At 70.9% G+C, this 19,880-nt stretch carries 18 protein-coding genes; 12 read left to right on the forward strand and 6 right to left on the reverse strand.

All coding sequences use genetic code 11. From position 1 onward, the window contains the following. The first annotated feature begins 151 nt into the window (after nt 1-151). Nucleotides 152-2,587, forward strand: a complete 2,436-nt coding sequence (locus BMY19_RS18335) for a penicillin-binding protein 1A (protein ID WP_056533724.1) — start codon at nt 152-154, stop codon at nt 2,585-2,587. Between the two features lie 425 nt (nt 2,588-3,012). Here the strand turns inward: BMY19_RS18335 and purQ are convergent, their stop codons facing one another. The 5 genes from purQ to BMY19_RS18360 form a co-directional block, all read right to left on the reverse strand. After that, nucleotides 3,013-3,693 carry a phosphoribosylformylglycinamidine synthase subunit PurQ gene (purQ, locus tag BMY19_RS18340; protein WP_020093987.1) on the reverse strand — a complete coding sequence of 227 codons (681 nt, stop codon included), beginning with the start codon at nt 3,691-3,693 and terminating at the stop codon, nt 3,013-3,015. Further along, entirely contained in the window at nt 3,693-3,932 is a 240-nt protein-coding gene (gene purS / locus BMY19_RS18345) for a phosphoribosylformylglycinamidine synthase subunit PurS (RefSeq protein WP_020093986.1), read from the reverse strand. Before purS ends, purQ begins: the two co-directional genes overlap by 1 nt. Before the next feature lie 176 nt (nt 3,933-4,108). Beyond that, nucleotides 4,109-4,348, reverse strand: coding sequence for a hypothetical protein (locus BMY19_RS18350; protein ID WP_012321282.1), 240 nt, complete (start codon nt 4,346-4,348; stop codon nt 4,109-4,111). Nucleotides 4,349-4,462: 114 nt separating this feature from the next. Then, nucleotides 4,463-5,062, reverse strand: a complete 600-nt coding sequence (locus BMY19_RS18355; protein ID WP_012321283.1) for an ActR/PrrA/RegA family redox response regulator transcription factor — start codon at nt 5,060-5,062, stop codon at nt 4,463-4,465. Between the two features lie 46 nt (nt 5,063-5,108). Then, nucleotides 5,109-6,500, reverse strand: coding sequence for an ActS/PrrB/RegB family redox-sensitive histidine kinase (locus BMY19_RS18360; protein WP_020093985.1), 1,392 nt, complete (start codon nt 6,498-6,500; stop codon nt 5,109-5,111). A 282-nt stretch (nt 6,501-6,782) separates the two neighbouring features. On the opposite strand from BMY19_RS18360, the gene phaZ reads away from it, so the two are divergent. The 11 genes from phaZ (at nt 6,783) to BMY19_RS18415 (ending at nt 19,396) form a co-directional block, all read left to right on the forward strand. Further along, entirely contained in the window at nt 6,783-8,060 is a 1,278-nt protein-coding gene (phaZ, locus tag BMY19_RS18365) for a polyhydroxyalkanoate depolymerase (RefSeq protein ID WP_020093984.1), read from the forward strand. 479 nt (nt 8,061-8,539) lie between these two features. Then, nucleotides 8,540-10,126 (forward strand): ABC transporter substrate-binding protein, encoded by a 1,587-nt coding sequence (locus tag BMY19_RS18370; RefSeq protein ID WP_091681066.1) that lies wholly within the window; start codon nt 8,540-8,542, stop codon nt 10,124-10,126. Nucleotides 10,127-10,392: 266 nt separating this feature from the next. Further along, entirely contained in the window at nt 10,393-11,334 is a 942-nt protein-coding gene (locus tag BMY19_RS18375; RefSeq protein ID WP_020093982.1) for an ABC transporter permease, read from the forward strand. A gap of 59 nt (nt 11,335-11,393) precedes the next feature. Then, nucleotides 11,394-12,305 (forward strand): ABC transporter permease, encoded by a 912-nt coding sequence (locus BMY19_RS18380; RefSeq protein WP_026605053.1) that lies wholly within the window; start codon nt 11,394-11,396, stop codon nt 12,303-12,305. Further along, nucleotides 12,305-13,318, forward strand: coding sequence for an ABC transporter ATP-binding protein (locus BMY19_RS18385; protein WP_100252516.1), 1,014 nt, complete (start codon nt 12,305-12,307; stop codon nt 13,316-13,318). Before BMY19_RS18380 ends, BMY19_RS18385 begins: the two co-directional genes overlap by 1 nt. Next, a complete protein-coding gene (locus BMY19_RS18390; protein ID WP_091681003.1) occupies nt 13,315-14,331 on the forward strand; it encodes an ABC transporter ATP-binding protein in 1,017 nt (338 codons plus the stop codon). Before BMY19_RS18385 ends, BMY19_RS18390 begins: the two co-directional genes overlap by 4 nt. A gap of 128 nt (nt 14,332-14,459) precedes the next feature. Beyond that, entirely contained in the window at nt 14,460-15,599 is a 1,140-nt protein-coding gene (locus BMY19_RS18395) for an amidohydrolase/deacetylase family metallohydrolase (RefSeq protein ID WP_100252517.1), read from the forward strand. A gap of 155 nt (nt 15,600-15,754) precedes the next feature. Continuing rightward, nucleotides 15,755-16,525, forward strand: coding sequence for an ABC transporter ATP-binding protein (locus tag BMY19_RS18400; RefSeq protein WP_056533735.1), 771 nt, complete (start codon nt 15,755-15,757; stop codon nt 16,523-16,525). Continuing rightward, nucleotides 16,518-17,450: an ABC transporter permease gene (locus BMY19_RS18405; protein WP_100252518.1), complete on the forward strand. Its 933-nt coding sequence runs from the start codon at nt 16,518-16,520 to the stop codon at nt 17,448-17,450. The genes BMY19_RS18400 and BMY19_RS18405 overlap by 8 nt, the downstream gene beginning before the upstream one ends. A 177-nt stretch (nt 17,451-17,627) precedes the next feature. Further along, entirely contained in the window at nt 17,628-18,716 is a 1,089-nt protein-coding gene (locus BMY19_RS18410) for a YeiH family protein (protein ID WP_100252519.1), read from the forward strand. Nucleotides 18,717-18,943: 227 nt separating this feature from the next. Then, on the forward strand, nt 18,944-19,396 hold the full coding sequence (locus BMY19_RS18415) for a Ros/MucR family transcriptional regulator (RefSeq protein ID WP_026605051.1): 453 nt from the start codon (nt 18,944-18,946) through the stop codon (nt 19,394-19,396). Here the strand turns inward: BMY19_RS18415 and BMY19_RS18420 are convergent. Further along, complete coding sequence (locus tag BMY19_RS18420) at nt 19,369-19,713, reverse strand: hypothetical protein (protein WP_091927002.1); 345 nt, start codon at nt 19,711-19,713, stop codon at nt 19,369-19,371. The genes BMY19_RS18415 and BMY19_RS18420 overlap by 28 nt on opposite strands. Between the last annotated feature and the right edge of the window lie 167 nt (nt 19,714-19,880).

The raw sequence follows: 19,880 nt of genomic DNA on the forward strand, positions 1-19,880 counted from the left end.
CGTCCGACGCCCCGTCGCACGGCCGCCGAAACCGGCATTCCGAGGGGGTCTCACGGGACCGTCCGGGGGCCGGCCGCGCAGCGCGCGGGGTGCACGCGCCGGATGAGCCGATTCCGGCATTCGGCCGGGCCAGCGACGAGCGGAACACCGGATGCGTCTGATCCTCCGTTTCTTTGGGATCCTGTTCAGCGCCGCCGCGGTGCTGTTCGTGGTCGGCGCGGCGGTGGGCGGTTACTTCTACTGGAAGTACAGCCAGGACCTGCCCGACCACGCCGCGCTCTCCAATTACGAGCCGCCGGTGATGACCCGCGTCCACGCGGCGGACGGCTCGCTGCTGGCCGAGTACGCCCGCGAGCGCCGGCTGTACCTGCCGATCCAGGCGATGCCGAAGATCGTCGTCGCGGCCTTCCTGTCGGCCGAGGACAAGAACTTCTACAAGCACGGCGGCATCGACCCCGAGGGGATCGTGCGCGCCTTCCTGACCAACGCCAAGTCGGGCAAGCGGCAGGGCGCCTCGACCATCACCCAGCAGGTCGCCAAGAACTTCCTGCTCTCCTCTGAGCAGACCTACGACCGGAAGATCAAGGAGGCGCTGCTCGCGCTCCGGATCGAGGCGGCCTACTCGAAGGACAAGATCCTCGAGCTCTACCTCAACGAGATCTTCCTCGGCACGATCGTGCCCGGCCGCAACCTGCACGGCGTCGCGGCGGCCGCGCTCGACTATTTCGGCAAGTCGGTCCACGAGCTGACCATCAACGAGGCGGCCTACCTCGCCGCCCTGCCGAAGGGGCCGAACAACTACCACCCCTACCGCAAGACCCAGGCGGCCCTCGACCGCCGCAACGAGATCATCCGCCTGATGGCGGAGAACGGCTACATCACCCGGGAGGAGGCGGAGTCCGCCAAGAAGATGCCGCTCGGCGTCAACCCGCGCGTCGCCTTCCCGAACGCCGCCAACGCCAACTACTTCACCGAGGAGGTCCGCCGCGAGATCTCCGAGCGCTACGGCGAGAAGAAGCTCTACGAGGGCGGCCTCTCGGTGCGCACGACCCTCGACCCGAAGATGCAGGCCTGGGCCCGCAAGGCGCTGGTCGACGGCCTCGTGCGCTACGACCAGGCCCATGGCTGGCGCGGTCCGGTCACCAAGGTCGACCTGACCGGGCGCGACTGGGGCATGGCGGCGGCCGAGGTTCCGGCGCTCGGCGACGTGGCGCCCTGGCGGCTCGCCGTGGTGCTGGGCAACGGCGGCGGCGGCGTGCAGATCGGCCTGCAGCCCCGGCGCGAGGCCTCCGGCCAGGTCGGCAAGGACCGCGAGACCGGCGTGATCGTCCCCGAGGGCATGCGCTGGGCCGGCCGCGCCAATCTCCAGCCCGGCGACATGGTCTATGTCGAGGCGATGGACGGCGGCCGCGGCCAGTTCCGCCTGCGCCAGAAGCCCGAGGTCTCGGGCGCCATCGTGGCCATGGACCCGAACACGGGCCGCGTGCACGCGATGGTCGGCGGCTTCTCGTACGACGAGTCCGAGTTCAACCGCGCCACCCAGGCGATGCGCCAGCCCGGCTCCTCGTTCAAGCCGATCGTCTACTCGGCGGCGCTGGACAACGGCTACACCCCCGCCTCGATCATCCAGGACACCCCGATCACCATCGAGGCCGGCCCCGGCCAGGAGGCCTGGACGCCCTCGAACTACGACGGCAAGTCGGGCGGCCCGCACACCCTGCGCTACGGCATCGAGCACTCGAAGAACCTGATGACGGTCCGGCTCGCCAAGGATGTCGGCATGCCGCTCATCGCCGAGTACGCCCGCCGCTTCGGCGTCTACGACGACATGCTGCCGGTGCTGCCCATGTCGCTCGGCGCGGGCGAGACCACGGTCATGCGCATGGTCACCGCCTACTCGATGCTGGCCAACGGCGGCCGGCGCATCCGGCCGACCCTGATCGACCGGATCCAGGACCGCATCGGCGAGACGATCTACCGGCACGACAACCGCAAGTGCATCGGCTGCGACGCCGAGAAGTGGTCGGGCCAGGACGAGCCGAAGCTGGTGGACGATTCCGAGCAGGTGCTCGACCCGCTGACCGCCTACCAGATGGTCTCGATCATGGAGGGCGTGGTCCAGCGCGGCACCGCCACGATCCTGAAGCAGATCGGCAAGCCGCTCGCCGGCAAGACCGGCACGACGAACGACGCCAAGGACGCGTGGTTCGTGGGCTTCTCGCCGGACCTGGCGGTCGGCATCTATATCGGCTTCGACAAGCCCCGCTCGCTCGGCGACCGCGCCACCGGCGGCGGCCTGGCGGCGCCGATCGCCCTGGAGTTCCTGAAGACGGCCCTCAAGGACAAGCCGCCGACGCCGTTCCGCGTGCCCCCGGGCATCAAGCTGATCCGCATCAACCTCGCGAGCGGCACCCGCGCCGGCTCGGGGGAGGGCGCCGGGACGATCCTGGAGGCGTTCAAGCCGGGCACCGCGCCGCCGGATTCCTACTCGGCACCGTCCTCCGGCGGCGGTGGCGGCCAGGCGGCCGCCCCGGCGGCGGTCGCGCCCGATCCCGACCGGGCCGCTCAGGCCGGCGGATTGTACTGAGGCTGCTCGCCCCCGCTCAGTTCGCACTCCGCCGAGATCGCTCTGAGCCCAGGTCGGGTCCGCCCGGCCTGGGCTTTCGCGTTACGGATCCGGTGCGACGGACGGGGCATCGCCGGGTCGAGCGGCCCGCGACCGTGACCGACGCCGTCCGGGAGCGCGCAGCTTTGTCCGAAGGGCCGGATGGCGGGGCGGCCAAGTCCGCGCGGGCCGTTCTCGGGCGAGACCCGCCCCTCGGCACCGACCCGCGTTGCGCTCCGCAGGCGCACAGAAAAAAGCCGCCCCGGAGGGAGCGGCTCGAGGAGTCATCAGGGAGGCATCAAAACAGAGCGGACCAACATGTCCAACTCGACATCCAGATCACTGGATGCCTGTTTATGCCTCGAAAACCTTAATGCGAAGTTAAGACGCGTTTTCGCGCGTCGATCTCAGGCCGCCAGACTGTCGAAAAGCCCGCGCCCGTCGGTCCCGCCGACCAGATCCTCGACGAAGTTCTCCGGGTGCGGCATCATCCCGAGGACGTTCCCGGTCTCCGACAGGACGCCCGCGATGGCGTTGAGGGAGCCGTTGCGGTTCGCCTCGACGGTGATCGCGCCGGTCGCGTCGCAGTAGCGGAAGGCGACCCGGCCCTCGCCCTCGATCCGCGCCAGCGCCTCGGGATCGGCGAAGTAGTTGCCTTCGCCGTGGGCGACGCAGACGTCGATCACCTGACCCTGAGTGTAGGCGCTGGTGAAGCGGGTGTCGGTGCGCTCCACCCGGAGCGTCTGCCGGTGGCAGATGAAGCGCCGGTCGATGTTGCGCATCAGCACGCCGGGCAGCAGGCCCGATTCGCACAGGATCTGGAAGCCGTTGCAGATACCGAGCACGAGGCCGCCGCGGGCCGCGTGGGCCCGGACCGCGTCCATGGCGGCGGCCCGGCCGGCGATGGCGCCGCAGCGCAGGTAGTCGCCGTACGAGAAGCCGCCGGGCAGGACGGCGAGGTCGGTGCCGGCGGGGAGCGCGTGGTCCGCGTGCCAGACGAGGCTCACCTGCGCGCCGGAGCGCCGCAGGGCCCGGACGACGTCCGACTCGCGGTTGGAACCCGGGAAGACGACGACCGCGGCGTGCATCAGAGGATCTCGATCGCGTAGTTCTCGACGACGGTGTTGGCTAGGAGCTTCTCGCAGGCCGTGCGCAGCGTCGCCTCGGCGGCGGCGCCGTCGGCTGCCGACACCTCGATGTCGAAGACCTTGCCCTGACGGACGCCGTCGACGCCCTCGATGCCGAGGGACCTGAGGGCGGCCTCGATCGCCTTGCCCTGCGGGTCCAGCACACCGGTCTTCAGGGTGACGATGATACGGGCTTTCATGGATCTACGGGTCTCACGCGTGTCGGGACGGGGGTGTGACCTGCGACAACGTCACACAGACCGTCGCCGGTCGCTTCTAACAGGAAGGCCGGCGCACTGTCGAACACGCCGCACGCATAGGGATCATTCCGCTGCTGGATGCAACTTGAACGGAAAAGTCGCCCGTGCGCGCTCGTTCAGCGATGCGCCGCCGGAGCCGGGCCCCGCAGGGGCTCGATGCTGGTCGCCCGGCGCCAGAGCTGGAGCATGATCCAGGCCGCGAACAGGCTGAACAGCCCCATCAGGACGTGCCCGACCCGGTCGCCGAGATCGAAGATGCCCGCGATGGCCCAGCCCGCCGCGATGGCCACGGCGAAGACCTCGGTGCCGACGAGGACCATCATGCTGATGATGGTGATGGCGTTGCGCCCGTTCACGAGATCCGCCCTCGAAAAGATTTCGGGCCCCGGACGAACCGTCCGGGACCCGCGCAGCTAGCCCACAGAGGCGGGGCGATGCAACCGACCGGACGGCGCCGGAGCGGTCCGGCCTCAGCGCGGCGCGCGCTTGGCCAAGATCCGCTGCAGGGTCCGCCGATGCATGTTGAGGCGCCGGGCGGTCTCGCTGACGTTGCGGCTGCACAGCTCGTAGACGCGCTGGATGTGCTCCCAGCGGACCCGGTCGGCCGACATCGGGTTCTCGGGCGGGTCGGCCCGCTCGCCCGGCTGCGCCATCAGCGTGCCGTGGATCTCGTCGGCGTCGGCGGGCTTGGCGAGGTAGTCGAAGGCGCCGAGCTTCACCGCGGTGACCGCGGTGGCGATGTTGCCGTAGCCGGTGAGGATCACGCCGCGGGCCTCGGGCCGGCGCTCCTTGAGGCGGGCGATCACGTCGAGGCCATTGCCGTCGCCGAGGCGCATGTCGATCACCGCGAAGGCGGGCGCGCGCGCCTCGACGGCGGAGACGCCGTCCGCGACGCTGTCGGCCACCTGCACGTGGTAGCCGCGGCTCTCCATGGCGCGCGCGAGGCGGGTCTGGAAGGGCTTGTCGTCGTCGACGATCAGCAGGCTGCGGTCGGAGAAGGCGGCCAGCGGATCGGCATCGTTGATCACGGCGGGGTCGGTCGCCGCCGAGGTCCCGGGCTGCGTGAGCATCCGGCACTCCTTTCGGGTTTTCGTCGTCGGGTTCTTGGTCTGTCCCTCATATAGGTACGGCATCGCCCGGTGGCAGGGGGGCGCGGATACTGAGTTCCGGAGAATGTCGCGGCGCGGCGCCGCGCTCGAAGATGTGGCGGGCCCAGGAGACGCGCACGATCGCCCCGTGGGCGTCCGGCGCCGCGACGTTCATCAGGGCGAGCTGCGCTCCCGAGCGCTCGATCAGGGTCTTGGCGATGAACAGCCCGAGGCCGAGGCCGGCCCCCACGGTGCCGCCGGATTGCGGCCGGTCGTGGCTGCGGGTGGTCACGTAGGGCTCGCCCGCCCGCAGCAGCACCTCGCTGGAGAAGCCCGGGCCGTCGTCGCGGATCTCGATCCAGACCCGGTCGGGCGTCCAGCGCCCCTCGACGGTGACGCCGGCCTCGGCGAAGTCGACGGCGTTGTCGAGGATGTTGGCGAGCCCGAACATGACGCCCGGGTTGCGCCGGCAGGCCGGCTCCGGCCCCTCGCCGGCGCTGGTGACGGCGAGGGCAGCGCCGAGTGCCCGCTGCGGCGCCACCAGCTCCTCCACGAGGTGGCTGAACGTCACCGTCTCCAGGAAGCCGGCCCCGGCCCCGTCCCCGTCGAGGGAGGTCAGCTTGCCGAGGATGCCGCGGCAGCGGTCGACCTGCTCGCGCAGCAGGTTGAGATCCTCCGCCACCGCCGGCGAGGCGGTGGGGCCGAGCTGGCGGATCAGCTCCTTGGTCACCACCATGATCGTGCCCAGCGGCGTGCCCAATTCGTGGGCAGCCGCGGCCGCGAGCCCGTCGAGCTGCGACAGGTGCTGCTCGCGGGCGAGCACCAGCTCGGTGGCGGCGAGCGCCTGGGCGAGGAGCCGGGTCTCCTCGGCGACCCGCCACGCGTAGACGCCCGTGAAGGCGGTGCCGAGCAGGATCGCGGTCCAGACGCCGGAGACGTACAGGAACGGCAGCTCGATCCGCCCGTCCGCGAACCAGGGCAGGGGCCGGTGCACCAGGGCGAGCAGCGTCGCGAGGCCCACCGCCAGGAGGCCCAGCGCCAGGGTCCGCTCGGGGGGCAGGGCGGTGGCGGAGATCAGCACGGGGGCGAGGAACAGCAGCGAGAACGGGTTCTGGAGCCCGCCCGTGAGGAACAGCAGGGCCGCGAGCTGCACGATGTCGAAGGCGAGGAGCAGGGCCGCGGAATCGTCGCTGAGCCGGTAGCTCGCCGGGAAGCGGATCCGCAGGGCGAGGTTCAGCCAGGACGAGGTGGCGATCACCAGGAAGCACCAGCCGAACGGCAGCGGCAGGCCGAGGCCGAACTGCGCCCCGACGACCGCCGCGCTCTGGCCCGTGATGGCGAGCCAGCGCAGGCGGACGAAGGTGTCGAGCCGCAGGTGTCGCGCGTCGCGACCGAGGCCGCTGAGATCGGTATCGGGCATGGGCTGTAATGGGCTGTATCGGTGCGTCGCCGGACGGACCCGCCGGCGCGGCGTCCCGTGGACTCCCTTCGCATGACGCGGCGATGGGAATCCCGGCTCACCGCCCCGGACACGTCGTCGCTGGCGGACGATCGCCCGCGGACGTGGTCACAGGCAAGTCGCCGCAGCTCCGGGATGTTCCGCCCGCGTTCAGGGTGGAGCATTATCCTACCGACTCGGGTTGCAGGGGGTATGGGCCGCGCGGCTCGATGCCCGCGGCCGGAGCGAGACCGCGAGGTGACGATGCTGCTGGCCTATTCCCTGTACGAGGGCGCGCGCGCCCTGATGGCACCCGCCCGCGTCGCCGCCGACCTCACCCGCTACGGGCTGCAGATGCCGGGCAATCCCCTGGCCTACGGACCCTATGCCCGCGCGGTCAGCGCCGGCTGCGAGATGTTCGAGCGCGTCACCCGCCAGTACGGCAAGCCCGCCTTCGGCTTCACCGAGACGGTGGTGGACGGCGCGGCGGTCCCGGTCACCGAGCGGGTGGTCTGGGAGCGGCCGTTCTGCCGCCTGATCGCCTTCGACCGCGCGTTCCCGGCGGCCCCCGCGGAGCCGCAGCCCAAGCTGCTGATCGTCGCGCCGATGTCGGGGCACTACGCCACGCTGCTGCGCGGCACCGTCGAGGCGATGCTGCCGAACCATCGCGTGTTCATCACCGACTGGACCGACGCCCGGATGGTGCCGCTCTTCGCGGGCCAGTTCGATCTCGACGACTACATCGACTACCTGCAGGAGATGTTCGCGGTCCTCGGGCCGGACCTGCACGTCATGGCGGTGTGCCAGCCGGCGGTGCCGGTCTTCGCCGCGGTGGCGCTGATGGAGGCGGCCGACGAGCCGGCGGTGCCGACTTCCATGACCCTGATGGGCGGCCCGATCGACACCCGCCGCTCGCCCACCGCGGTCAACTGCCTCGCGCAGGAGCGCGGCCAGAAGTGGTTCGAGCAGAACACGATCAGCCTCGTGCCGCCGATCTACCCGGGCGCCTGGCGCCGGGTCTATCCGGGCTTCCTGCAGCTGTCGGGCTTCATGGCGATGAACCTCGACCGCCACGTCACCGCCCATTCGGATATGTTCGACCATCTGGTGACGGGCGACGGCGACTCGGCCGAGAAGCACCGCGAGTTCTACGACGAGTACCTCGCCGTGATGGACCTGACGGCCGAGTACTACCTCCAGACCGTGCAGACCGTGTTCGTCGACCACGCCCTGCCGACGGGACAGATGACGCACCGCGGCACGCCGGTCGATCTCGGCGCCATCCGCCGCTGCGCGATCCTGGCGGTCGAGGGCGAGAACGACGACATCTCCGGCGTCGGCCAGACCAAGGCGGCCCTCGACCTGACGCCGAACCTTCCGGAAGCGCGCAAGGCCTACCACCTCCAGGCCGGCGTCGGCCATTACGGGGTGTTCAACGGCTCGCGCTACCGGTCGGTGATCGCCCCCCGCATCGCGGCCTTCATCCGCGCCATGCAGGCGGTTCCGGGCGCGCGGGGCGGCCACCTGCGGCAGGTGGGCTGAGGCGTCCATTCCGGTGCCCGCCGCCCCGGCTGGCCCTCCTCCGCGGCGGGCTCGCGGACTCACACAGCGCAGGCCGAAGGGCGAGGGGATCTCCGGCCTCACGCTCGATCCCGAGCTGCGAAACGCTGTGCGATCCCGTTTCCGATCGATGAAGTCGGCATAGCCGTCATCGCTGCGCTCGCGATGACGGTGCGGGACATGTCGACCGAGACGCCGCGCGCTCCGCGATCATGAATACATAACGCAGTGACGGCCGGGCTGGCGCGGGCCTTGCGAGACGCGGCCCGTGAGTTCGAGCCGCACCGACACAGCCCCTCTCCATGCCGCCGTCGCCCCGAGGCCGGCGGCGATGCGGACGCGCGCCCGGACGTCGTTGTCACCACGGGCCATTGCGCCCGCGCATCAGAACCGTTCAAACTCGCCCGCAAGGTGCGGGCCGGCGACCGATGCTTGAGATCCGCACCGCCAGGGAGAAGACGATGGACCGCAGGACCTTTCTCAAGGGTTCGGCTGCGCTCGGTTTGGCTGCGCCGCAGCTCGCGCGGCCGGCCCTGGCGCAGGGGGGCAAGGTCCTGCGCTTCGTGCCGCAAGCGAACCTCGCGAATTTCGACCCGATCTGGGGGACCCAGTACGTGGTGCGCAACGCCGGCACCCTCGTCTGGGACATGCTCTACGGCGTCGACGCGCAGCTGAAGCCGCAGCGCCAGATGGTCGAGTCCGAGGAGGTCTCGGGCGACAAGCTCACCTGGACCTTCCGGCTGCGCCCCGGCCTGAAGTGGCACGACGGCGAGCCGGTTCTCGCCAAGGACGTGGTGGCGAGCCTCACCCGCTGGATGGCCCGGGACCCGATCGGCCTGATGATCCGCGGCATCCAGGACGACCTCGCGGCGACCGACGACAGGACCTTCCAGTGGCGCCTGAAGAAGCCGTTCCCGAAGCTGCTCTACGCGCTCGGCAAGACCAACGCGCCGATGGCGCTGATGATGCCGGAGCGGATCGCCAAGACCGACCCGTTCACGCAGATCACCGAGTATGTCGGCTCGGGCCCGATGAAGTTCGTCCGCAACGAGTGGGTGCCGGGTGCCCGGGCGGTGTTCGAGACCTTCACCGACTACAAGCCCCGCGACGAGCCGAATTCCTGGCTCGCGGGCGGCAAGCGCATGCTGGTCGACCGTGTCGAGTGGGTGATCATGCCGGACGCCGCCACCGCGTCGGCGGCCCTGCAGAACGGTGAGGTCGACTGGTGGGAGAACCCGATCTCCGACCTCGTGCCGCTGCTGCGCAAGAACAGCAACCTCAACGTCGACATCGCCGACCCGCTCGGCAATGTCGGGTCGTTCCGGATGAACCACCTGCACCCGCCCTTCGACAATCCGAAGATCCGCCAGGCGGTCATGACCGCGATGAGCCAGGAGGATTACATGCGGGCGATCGTCGGCGACGACGACAGCCTGTGGAAGACGCTGCCGGGCTTCTTCACGCCGGGGACGCCCCTCTACAGCGAGGCGGGCGGCGGCAATGTCGGCAAGGGCGACATCAAGCTCGGCCAGAAGCTGCTCAAGGAAGCCGGCTACAAGGGCGAGCCGGTGGTCTGCATCGTGGCCCAGGACCAGGGGATCACCAAGGCGCAGGGCGACATCACCGCCGACCTCCTGAAGAAGATGGGCTTCAACGTCGACTTCGTCGCCACCGATTGGGGCACCACCGGCACCCGCCGGGCCTCCAAGGCGCCGCCGTCTCAGGGCGGCTGGAACATGTTCCACACCTGGCACGCGGGCGCCGACTGCATCAATCCGGCGGGCTACCCGGCGGTGCGGGCGAGCGGCGACAAGGCGTGGTTCGGCTGGCCGAACATCCCGCCGGTGGAGACCGCCATCGCCGAGTGGTTCGACGCCGCCGACCCGGCCGCCGAGAAGGCCGCCATCGACAAGGTCAACGCCGCCGCCTGCGAGGGCGTGGTCTACGTGCCCACCGGGTTCTTCCTCGGGTACCAGGCGTGGCGCAAGAACGTCTCGGGCATCGTGAAGGGGCCGATCCCCTTCACCTGGGGCGTGTCGAAGGCGTGATGGCGCCCGCTCTCGCCACGTCGGGTCGCCCGACCCGCCCGGTCTCTCGGGCGGGCTCCCGGCTTCGGATACCGCGCTCGGCAACGCGGCCGCGGGACGGGGCGCGGGTCCCCTCTCCTGTCCCTCTCCCGCACGGGAGCGGGGGCGCGTCGCGCTCCGCCGCCGGCGTTCGCGCCCGACCCGGACGCGTGAAGGTCGGCACCCGCGAGGGGGGCAGGGGCGGCCGCACCCGCCGCGCCCTCCCGCCCACAGCCTAGCGAGGCCCCATGCTCGGCTATATCGGCAGGCGCATCCTCGCCACCATCCCGGTCATGGCGGTGGTCGGGCTGTTCGTCTTCAGCCTCCTCTACTTCGCCCCGGGCGACCCGGCGGCGATCATCGCGGGCGACCAGGCGACCCCCGACGACGTCGCCCGCATCCGCGCCACGCTCGGCCTCGACCGGCCGTTCCTGGTGCGGTTCTGGGAATGGTCCTGGCAGATCCTCCACGGGGATCTCGGCACCTCGATCTTCACCAACCTGCCGGTCACCACCATGATCGGCCAGCGGGTGCAGCCCACCGTCTCGCTGATGCTCGTCACCCTGGTCTTCGCCATCGTGGTGGCGGTGCCGCTGGGCGTCGTCGCCGCCTGGAAGGCCGGCAGCCTGATCGACCGCCTCGTGATGGGGCTCGCCGTGACGGGCTTCTCGGTGCCGGTCTTCGTGGTCGGCTACATCCTGGCCTACGTCTTCGCCCTCGAGCTCGGCTGGCTGCCCGTGCAGGGCTACACGCCGATCGAGCAGGGCGTGTGGCCCTGGCTGTCCAACCTGATCCTGCCGGCGGTGACGCTCGGCCTCGTCTACATCGCGCTGATCGCCCGGGTGACCCGCGCGACCATGCTCGACGTGCTCCAGCAGGATTACGTGCGCACGGCCCGGGCCAAGGGGCTGTCGCAGGGGCCGGTCCTGTTCGTCCACGCCCTCAAGAACGCCGCGGTGCCGATCGTCACCGTGATCGGCATCGGCATCGCGTTGCTGATCGGCGGTGCGGTGGTGACCGAGACGGTCTTCGCGATCCCCGGCCTCGGGCGCCTCACCGTCGACGCGATCCTGCGGCGCGACTACCCGGTCATCCAGGGCGTCGTGCTGCTGTTCAGCTTCGTCTACGTGCTCGTGAACCTCGCCATCGACCTCTTCTACACCGTGCTCGACCCGAGGATCCGCTATTGACCGCGACCGTCGCGCCCTTCCCCAGCAGCGCCCCGCAGGCGGGCGCCCCGCCCGAGGGGATCACCCCCAAGGCGCCCCCGCCGCCGGGCCTCGCCGTCGCGGCGCCGCTGCCCGACGTCATCCCGGCCCGCAAGCGCCGGGGCCGGGTCTGGACCTATGTGCGCCGCAACCCGACCATCGTGGTCGGCGGCGTGCTGCTCCTCATCGTCTTCCTGATGGCGGTGCTGGCCCCCTATCTCGGCACCGTCGACCCGACCGCCCTGGCGCCGGCCAAGCGCACCCGGGCCCCGTCGGCGCAGTACTGGTTCGGCACCGACATGCTCGGCCGCGACGTCTACTCGCGGGTGGTCTACGGCGCCCGGGTCTCGCTGCTGGTCGGCTTCTCGGTGGCGTTCCTCGCCTCGGTCGCCGGGCTCGCGGTCGGCCTCGTCTCCGGCATGGTGCGCTGGCTCGACGGGATCGTCATGCGGGTCGTCGACGGCATGATGTCGATCCCGCCGATCCTGCTCGCGGTCGCGCTGATGGCGCTCACCCGCGGCTCGGTCCAGAACGTGATCATCGCGATCACCATCGCGGAGATCCCGCGCGTCGCCCGCCTCGTGCGCGGCGTGGTGCTGTCGCTGCGCGAGCAGCCCTACGTCGAGGCGGCGGTCACCACCGGCACCCGGATGCCGGCGATCATCTGGCGCCACATCCTGCCCAACACGCTGGCGCCCATGACCGTGCAGGCGACCTACATCTGCGCCTCCGCGATGATCACCGAGGCGATCCTGTCGTTCATCGGCGCGGGCGTGCCGCCCTCGACGCCCTCCTGGGGCAACATCATGGCCGAGGGCCGGGCCCTCTGGCAGGTGAAGTTCTACATCATCCTGTTCCCGGCCATCTTCCTCTCGATGACGGTGCTCGCCGTGAACCTCGTCGGCGACGGCCTGCGCGACGCCCTCGACCCCCGCATGGCGAAAGACGTCTGATGAGGACCGGCAGCATGAGCGGCACCCCCCTCCTGTCGATCGAGAACCTGCAGGTCCATTTCCGCACCCCCGACGGGGTGAACCGGGCGGTGGACGGGGTCTCGTTCGCGATCCAGTCGGGCGAGACCCTGGCGATCGTGGGCGAGTCCGGCTGCGGCAAGTCGGTGACCTCGATGTCGATCCTGCGGCTCCTGCCCGAGCCGCCGGCCCGCATCGCCGGCGCGATCAAGTTCGAGGGCAGGAACCTCCTCGACCTGCCGAACAGCGCCATGCGCAAGATCCGCGGCAACGACATCAGCGTGATCTTCCAGGAGCCGATGACCTCGCTGAACCCGGTGCTGACGGTCGGCCGCCAGATCGGCGAGACCCTGCGGTTGCACCAGGGGCTCGGCCGCCGGGAGGCCGAGGAGCGGGCTGTGGAGATGCTGACGCTGGTCGGCATCCCCGAGCCGCGGCGCCGGGTGCGGGAATACCCGCACCAGCTCTCCGGCGGCATGCGCCAGCGGGTGATGATCGCCATCGCGCTCGCCTGCTCGCCGAAGCTCCTGATCGCCGACGAGCCGACCACGGCGCTCGACGTGACCATCCAGGCCCAGATCCTCGACCTGATGCGCGACCTGAAGGCCCGGGTCGGGGCCGCGATCATGCTGATCACCCACGATCTCGGCGTCGTGGCCGAGGTCGCCGACCGGGTGGTGGTGATGTATGCCGGCCGCAAGGTCGAGGAGGCACCGGTCCGCGAGCTGTTCCGCTCGCCGCGCCACCCCTACACCCGCGGCCTGATGGGGGCGGTGCCGAAGCTCGGCGCCGTCGAGCACGGGGCCGACGCGCGGCTCGCCGAGATCCCCGGCATGGTCCCGAGCCTCAAAGGTCGGATCGAGGGCTGCGTCTTCGCCGGGCGCTGCCCGGACGTGACCGACCTGTGCCGCGCCTACGCGCCGGCCCTGGAGCCCAAGGCGCCGGGCCACCTCGCCGCCTGCCACTACGCGCCGAAGGACGCCCTCGCGGCATGAGCGCCACGCCCGCACCCGCCGCCCGCACCCTGCTGGAGGTCAACGACCTCAAGAAGCACTTCGCCCTCGGCGGCGGCCTGTTCGGCCAGTCCAAGCGCGTGCTCAAGGCGGTGGACGGCCTGTCCTTCACGGTGGCCCGGGGCGAGACCCTCTCGCTCGTCGGCGAGTCCGGCTGCGGCAAGTCCACCGTCGCCAAGGCGCTGATGCGCCTCTACGCGCCCACCGCCGGCCAGGTGGTGCTCGACGGGCGCCGCATCGACGACCTCTCGGCCGGAGCGCTCCGGCCCCTGCGGCGCCACATCCAGATGGTGTTCCAGGACCCGTTCTCGTCGCTCAACCCGCGGATGCGGGTGCGGGCGATCCTGGCCGAGCCGATCCGCAATTTCGGGCTGGCCCGCAACGCCGCCGACCTCGAATCCCGCCTCGCCAGCCTGATGGAGCGGGTCGGCCTGCCGCGCGAGGCGCTGGGGCGCTTCCCGCACGAGTTCTCCGGCGGGCAGCGCCAGCGCATCGGCATCGCCCGGGCGCTCGCCGCCGAGCCGGACCTGATCATCTGCGACGAGGCGGTCTCGGCCCTCGACGTCTCGGTGAAGGCGCAGATCGTCAACCTGCTGCGCGACCTGCAGCGCGAGCTCGACCTCGCGATGCTGTTCATCTCGCACGACCTCGCCATCGTCGAGCACATGACCCACCGGGTGGCGGTGATGTATCTCGGCAAGATCGTCGAGATCGGGCCGCGCCGCGATCTCTTTCTCGCGCCCAAGCACCCCTACACGCAGGCGCTGCTCTCGGCGGTGCCGATCCCCGAGCCCGGGGCCGGGCGCACCCGCATCGTGCTCAAGGGCGACGTGCCGAGCCCGATCAACCCGCCCTCCGGCTGCCGCTTCCACACCCGCTGCCCGCACGCCTTCGACCGATGCCGGACCGAGGTGCCGGGCCTCGACGCGGTCGGCGCCGGCCATCTCGCCGCCTGCCATCTCAACGACACGGCCGCCCCCGCCCGGGCGGCCTGACGGCGCCGTCCTCGCGAGCGCGGCGAAGCGACCCAGGGCAGCGCGCGATCCCCGAGCGTGGCGGATCCCTGGGTCGCTTCGCTCGCGAGGACGGGTCGGATTCCCGCGAACCACATCCGGAGTCTCTCGTGCAGCACGACCTCATCCTGAAGGGCGCCCGGGTCATCGACCCGTCGCAGAACCACGACTGGATCTGCGACGTCGCCTTCGCGGACGGCCGCGTCTCGGGCTTCGGCCGCGACCTGCCGGCGGGCCCCGGCACGCAGGTGCGCGACATGGAAGGCGCGATCGTCACGCCGGGCCTGATCGACCTGCACACCCATGTCTACTGGGGCGGCACCTCGCTCGGCATCGACGCCGACGATTTCTGCCGGACCTCGGGGGTGACCACCTCGGTCGATACCGGCAGCGCCGGGCCCGGCAATTTCGCCGGCTTCCGCAGCCACGTGATCGAGCGGTCGCAGGCGCGGATCCTCGCCTACCTGCACGTCTCCTTCGCGGGCATCTTCGGCTTCTCGAAGACCATCATGGTCGGCGAGAGCGAGGACCCGCGGCTCATGGCGCCCCGGGAGGCGGTCGAGGTCGCCGACGCCAACCGGGACGTGATCGTCGGCATCAAGGTCCGGGTCGGGCGCCACGCCTCGGGCGACCAGGGCACCGCGCCCCTCGACATCGCCCTGCAGGTCGCGGAGGAGACAGGCCTGCCGTTGATGGCCCATATCGACGAGCCGCCGCCGAGCTACGAGCAGGTGCTGGCCATGCTGCGGCCCGGCGACGTGCTGACCCACGCGTTCCGGCCCTTCCCGAACTCGCCCATCACGGCCCAGGGCGCCGTGAAGCCGGCGCTCCGCGAGGCGCGGGCGCGGGGCGTGATCTTCGACATCGGCCACGGCAAGGGCTCGTTCGCCTTCAGGACGGCGCGGGCCATGCTGGCGGGCGGCTTCCTGCCCGACACGATCTCGTCGGACGTGCACCAGCTCTGCATCGAGGGGCCGGCCTTCGACCAGGTCACCACCATGTCGAAGATGCTCTGCCTCGGCATGAGCCTCACCGAGGTCGTCGCCGCCTCCACGGTGAACGCCGCCGTGGCGCTGAAGCGGATGGAGTACGGGACCCTGAAGGTCGGAGCGCTCGGCGACGCCACGGTGCTGGCGGTGCGGGACGGCGCGTTCGACTACGTCGACACCCGGGGCGAGCACATGACGGGCGACCGGCGGATCACCGCCGAGGGCGTGGTGCTGAAGGGCCGGTGGTGGCACCCGGCCTGACCCGTCGGGCCTGACGATCGGGACGAAGATCCCATCGCATACAAAATATCGACCTTTACAGCCTCTTCCGCGGGCCGATACACTTTCCCGTGAGGGGCGGACCATCTCCGGCCCTCAGCGAAACGCGGTTCAAACCGCGGCGCCAGGGAGGATGGATGGACACGGGTCAGCCTCTGCTGGAGGTCGACGGCGTCACGCTCCGCTACAAGACGCCCGAGCACCTCGTCACGGCCACCTACCGGGTGAGCTTCCGGGTCTGGCCCGGGGACCGCTTCGTCCTGCTCGGGCCGTCCGGATGCGGGAAGTCGACCCTGCTCAAGGCGGTGGGCGGCTACATGGCGCCGACCGAGGGCGAGATTCGCCTGAAGGGGCGCCCGGTCACCGAGCCCGGCCCCGACCGGATGATGGTGTTCCAGGAATTCGACCAGCTCCTGCCGTGGAAGACGGTCCGGCAGAACGTGGTCTTCGCCCTCGAGGCTTCGGGCCGGCTGAAGGGTCGCGAGGCCCTGGACCGGGCCAACCTCTACATCGACAAGGTCAACCTCACGAAATTCGCCGACAGCTACCCCCACACCCTGTCGGGCGGCATGAAGCAGCGCGTCGCCATCGCCCGCGGCATGGCGATGGAGCCCGACATCCTGCTGATGGACGAGCCCTTCGCGGCGCTCGACGCGCTGACCCGGCGGCGCATGCAGGACGAGCTGCTGGCCCTGTGGGAGGGCACGCGCTTCACCGTGCTGTTCGTCACCCACTCGATCCCCGAGGCGATCAAGGTCGGCTCGCGCATCCTGCTGCTCTCGCCCCATCCCGGGGAGGTGAAGGCCGAGCTCAACAGCGCCGAATCGCCGGAGGCGGCGCTGCAGCTCGAGGGCCGGATCCAGCACATGCTGTTCTCGGAAGAGATCCAGGAGGCGGAGAATGTCTAGCGCGCAAGCCCTGAGCGGCGCCCCGCTGGCCGGGACGGGCCCGGCGCCGCGCCTCGCGGCCCTGCCGCCGTCCGGCCGGCCCGAGATCGTGCGCGAGACCGGCCACGCCCACGGCGCCGCGGTGGTGGAGAAGCCGCTGTCGGTCGCCGAGCGGCTCTACAACCAGGCGTGGCTGCGCAAGGTCGTGATCCTCGTGCTCCTCGCCGGGATCTGGGAGGCCTACGGGCGCTACCTCGACAACGACCTCCTGTTCCCGACCTTCACGGCGACCGTGGAGGCCTTCTTCCGGGGCATCGCGGACGGCACGCTGCCGGCCCGGGCCTGGAGCTCGCTGAAGGTGCTGCTCATGGGCTACGCCGCCGGCGTCGCCCTGGCGACCCTGCTCACCGGCGTCGCCATCGCGTCGCGGATCGGGACCGACCTGCTCGAGACGCTGACGTCGATGTTCAACCCGCTGCCGGCGATCGCGCTCCTGCCCCTGGCGCTGATCTGGTTCGGCCTGGGCAACGGCAGCCTGATCTTCGTGCTGGTCCACTCGGTGACCTGGGCGATCGCCCTCAACACCCATTCGGGCTTCCTGTCGGTCAGCCGCACGCTTAAGATGGTCGGGCGCAATTACGGGCTGTCGGGCCCGCGGCTGATCGGCAAGATCCTGATCCCGGCGGCCTTTCCGTCGATCCTCACCGGCCTGAAGGTCGGCTGGGCCTTCGCGTGGCGCACCCTGATCGCCGCCGAGCTGGTCTTCGGGGTGTCGTCCGGGGCGGGCGGCCTCGGCTGGTTCATCTTCGAGAACAAGAACATGCTCGACATCCCGAACGTGTTCGCCGGGCTGCTCACCGTGATCCTGATCGGTCTCGTGGTCGAGAACCTGATCTTCCAGACGATCGAGCGGCGCACCGTCCAGCGCTGGGGCATGCAGGCCTGAGCGGGGGCGGGCCGGGCGGAGCGCTCCGGCCGCGCTCCGCCCGAGGCCGGCCCCGATCTCTGCGGAGACGTGTCTTCTCGCATGTTGCTCGAATAGAGATCGAACTTCTCTGTTGCGACGGTGCGGCGAACGTTTTCTTCCTATAGGCTCCGCTTACGACCCCCGGAGCCCGTTCCCGTGAGCCCTGACGCCCCATCCAAGACGGCCCCGACGCCGGCCCGCCCCGACCGGGGTGGCCGGTCGGACACGGCCGCCTCGGTCTTGCCCGGCATCGGCCTGTGCGCGGTGATCACCGCGGTGGCGATGGCCGCGCAGGCGGTAGAGGAGCGGGTCGCCGGTCACCCCTACATCGAGGCCCTGGTTCTGGCGATCCTGATCGGCATCGCGGTGCGGACCGCCTGGACGCCCCCGGCGCGGTTCCGCACCGGCATCGCCTTCTCGGCCAAGCAGCTCCTCGAAGTCGCCGTGGTGCTGCTCGGCGCCTCCCTGAGCCTCGGGGCGATCCTCGCCTCCGGCCCGGCGCTGCTGGCCGGCATCGTCGGGACCGTGGTGCTCGGCATCGCCGCTAGCGTGGCGATCTGCCGGGCGCTCGGGCTGCCGGCCCGGATGGCGATCCTGGTGGCCTGCGGCAACGCCATCTGCGGCAACTCGGCCATCGCGGCGGTCGCGCCCGTGATCGGCGCGGAGGCGAAGGACATCGCCGCCGCCATCGCGTTCACCGCCGTCCTCGGCGTGCTGATGGTGCTCGGGCTGCCGCTGTTCGTGCCCCTCGCGGGCATGACCGACAACCAGTATGGGGTGCTGGCGGGGCTCACCGTCTACGCGGTGCCGCAGGTCCTGGCCGCGACCGTCCCGGTGAGCCTGCTGTCGACCCAGGTCGGCACCCTGGTCAAGCTGGTGCGGGTGCTGATGCTCGGCCCGGTCGTGGTGGTGTTCTCGCTGATCGCCCCGCGTCTGCCGCAGGCGGCGGGGGCGCCGCCGCCGCCGTCCCGTCCGGGCTTCACCAAGCTGGTGCCCTGGTTCATCCTCGGCTTCCTGGCGCTGGCCACCCTGCGCTCCCTGGGCCTCGTCCCGGACCCGGCGGTGAAGCCGCTGACCCAGCTCGCCGGCGTGCTCACGGTCCTGTCCATGGCCGCCCTCGGCCTCGGGGTCGACGTCCGGGTCCTGGCCCGGGTCGGCGGCCGGGTCACCCTCGCGGTCACCGCCTCCCTGGCGGTCCTGATCGCCCTCAGCCTGACGCTGATCCGCGCCCTCGGGATCGGGTGACGCCGCGCGCGGTCTTTCCCGCCGCGCGGGCTCCCGACCCGTGTAACAGGCATTCCATCGGCACCTTTGTGCAGGTGACCGGAGCCTTTCGCGCCGGCGATCCGGCCCATCCGCACCGAAAAGCGCTTCGGGTGATCATCCCTCAGTCAAGACCGTCTTGACACATACGCGGTTTTTGCTTTGGAACCGCAGGCATCGTCGTCGAAAGCTTCGTGTGGACTCGCGCAGTGCCTGAAAAGAATCCCGAGAACAGCCTCAGGTTGGTCACGCTGGTGGGCGAGATCGTCGCCGCCTACGTCTCGAACAATTCCGTTCCGCCGACGGCCCTGCCCGAGCTGATGGCGAGCGTGCACGCGGCCCTGGCATCCCTCGACGGGCAGGCGCCGGCGGCCGCGGTCGAGCCGGCCGTGGAGCGGCCGACGCCGGCCCAGATCCGCAAGTCGGTCCAGGAGGACGGGATCGTCAGCTTCATCGACGGCCGGACTTACAAGACCCTGAAGCGCCACCTCACCGCCCACGGCCTGACGCCGGAGCGGTACCGCGAGCGCTACGGTCTGCCGGACGATTACCCGATGACGGCGCCGGGCTACGCCGCGCAGCGCTCCGCGCTGGCGAAGGCGATCGGCCTCGGCGTGCCCGGCGGGCGCGTCGATCAGCGCAGGACGGGCACCGGCGGCTGATCGGCGGCGCGGCGCGGGGCCGCGCGCGGCGCGGTCTCGCTCCGCCGCCCCAGGAACGGCAGCACCTGCGCGGGGGCCGGCTCGGATCGGCCGGGCTCGGCGCGGCCCGGGCGGCCGAACGTGTCGGCCCAGCTCAGTTTGATCACCCGGTTGTCCGCGGCCGCGGGCTCCTCCGCGGGGCGCGGCGCCTTGCGGTTCGCGGCGCCGATCCAGCGCACGATCCGGTGCTCGCGCCCGCGGCGGAGCACCGGCGGCAGATTCGTCTCGCTGCGCTTGCGGTTCTGCCGGATGTCGTCGGTCTTGTCTGAGATCGACACGCTCGATAACCCTGTCCCCGTGCGAGGTGCGGGCGGGGACGGATAGCGGGTGCAGCCGTGGATCCGCCGGGGTGCTCCACCCTCGACAACGGCGCTATCCTACTGAACTTGCAGGATCCGGACAGGGCGGTCCCGTCCAAAAAACTTGTCTCTGCGTCCCAGATTGG

Origin of the sequence: Methylobacterium sp. UNC300MFChir4.1 (genome assembly GCF_900110155.1) — a bacterium.
Classification (GTDB): Bacteria; Pseudomonadota; Alphaproteobacteria; order Rhizobiales; family Beijerinckiaceae; genus Methylobacterium.

What these genes read in the sequence shown, in the direction of transcription:
- BMY19_RS18360 (WP_020093985.1), bottom strand. Translation starts at nt 6,500, where the DNA reads ATGCCCGATACCGATCTCAGCGGCCTCGGTCGCGACGCGCGACACCTG.
- BMY19_RS18405 (WP_100252518.1), top strand. Translation starts at nt 16,518, where the DNA reads ATGTCTAGCGCGCAAGCCCTGAGCGGCGCCCCGCTGGCCGGGACGGGC.
- BMY19_RS18390 (WP_091681003.1), top strand. Translation starts at nt 13,315, where the DNA reads ATGAGCGCCACGCCCGCACCCGCCGCCCGCACCCTGCTGGAGGTCAAC.
- BMY19_RS18400 (WP_056533735.1), top strand. Translation starts at nt 15,755, where the DNA reads ATGGACACGGGTCAGCCTCTGCTGGAGGTCGACGGCGTCACGCTCCGC.
- BMY19_RS18370 (WP_091681066.1), top strand. Translation starts at nt 8,540, where the DNA reads ATGGACCGCAGGACCTTTCTCAAGGGTTCGGCTGCGCTCGGTTTGGCT.
- BMY19_RS18385 (WP_100252516.1), top strand. Translation starts at nt 12,305, where the DNA reads ATGAGGACCGGCAGCATGAGCGGCACCCCCCTCCTGTCGATCGAGAAC.
- phaZ (WP_020093984.1), top strand. Translation starts at nt 6,783, where the DNA reads ATGCTGCTGGCCTATTCCCTGTACGAGGGCGCGCGCGCCCTGATGGCA.
- BMY19_RS18375 (WP_020093982.1), top strand. Translation starts at nt 10,393, where the DNA reads ATGCTCGGCTATATCGGCAGGCGCATCCTCGCCACCATCCCGGTCATG.
- BMY19_RS18335 (WP_056533724.1), top strand. Translation starts at nt 152, where the DNA reads ATGCGTCTGATCCTCCGTTTCTTTGGGATCCTGTTCAGCGCCGCCGCG.
- purS (WP_020093986.1), bottom strand. Translation starts at nt 3,932, where the DNA reads ATGAAAGCCCGTATCATCGTCACCCTGAAGACCGGTGTGCTGGACCCG.
- purQ (WP_020093987.1), bottom strand. Translation starts at nt 3,693, where the DNA reads ATGCACGCCGCGGTCGTCGTCTTCCCGGGTTCCAACCGCGAGTCGGAC.
- BMY19_RS18355 (WP_012321283.1), bottom strand. Translation starts at nt 5,062, where the DNA reads ATGCTCACGCAGCCCGGGACCTCGGCGGCGACCGACCCCGCCGTGATC.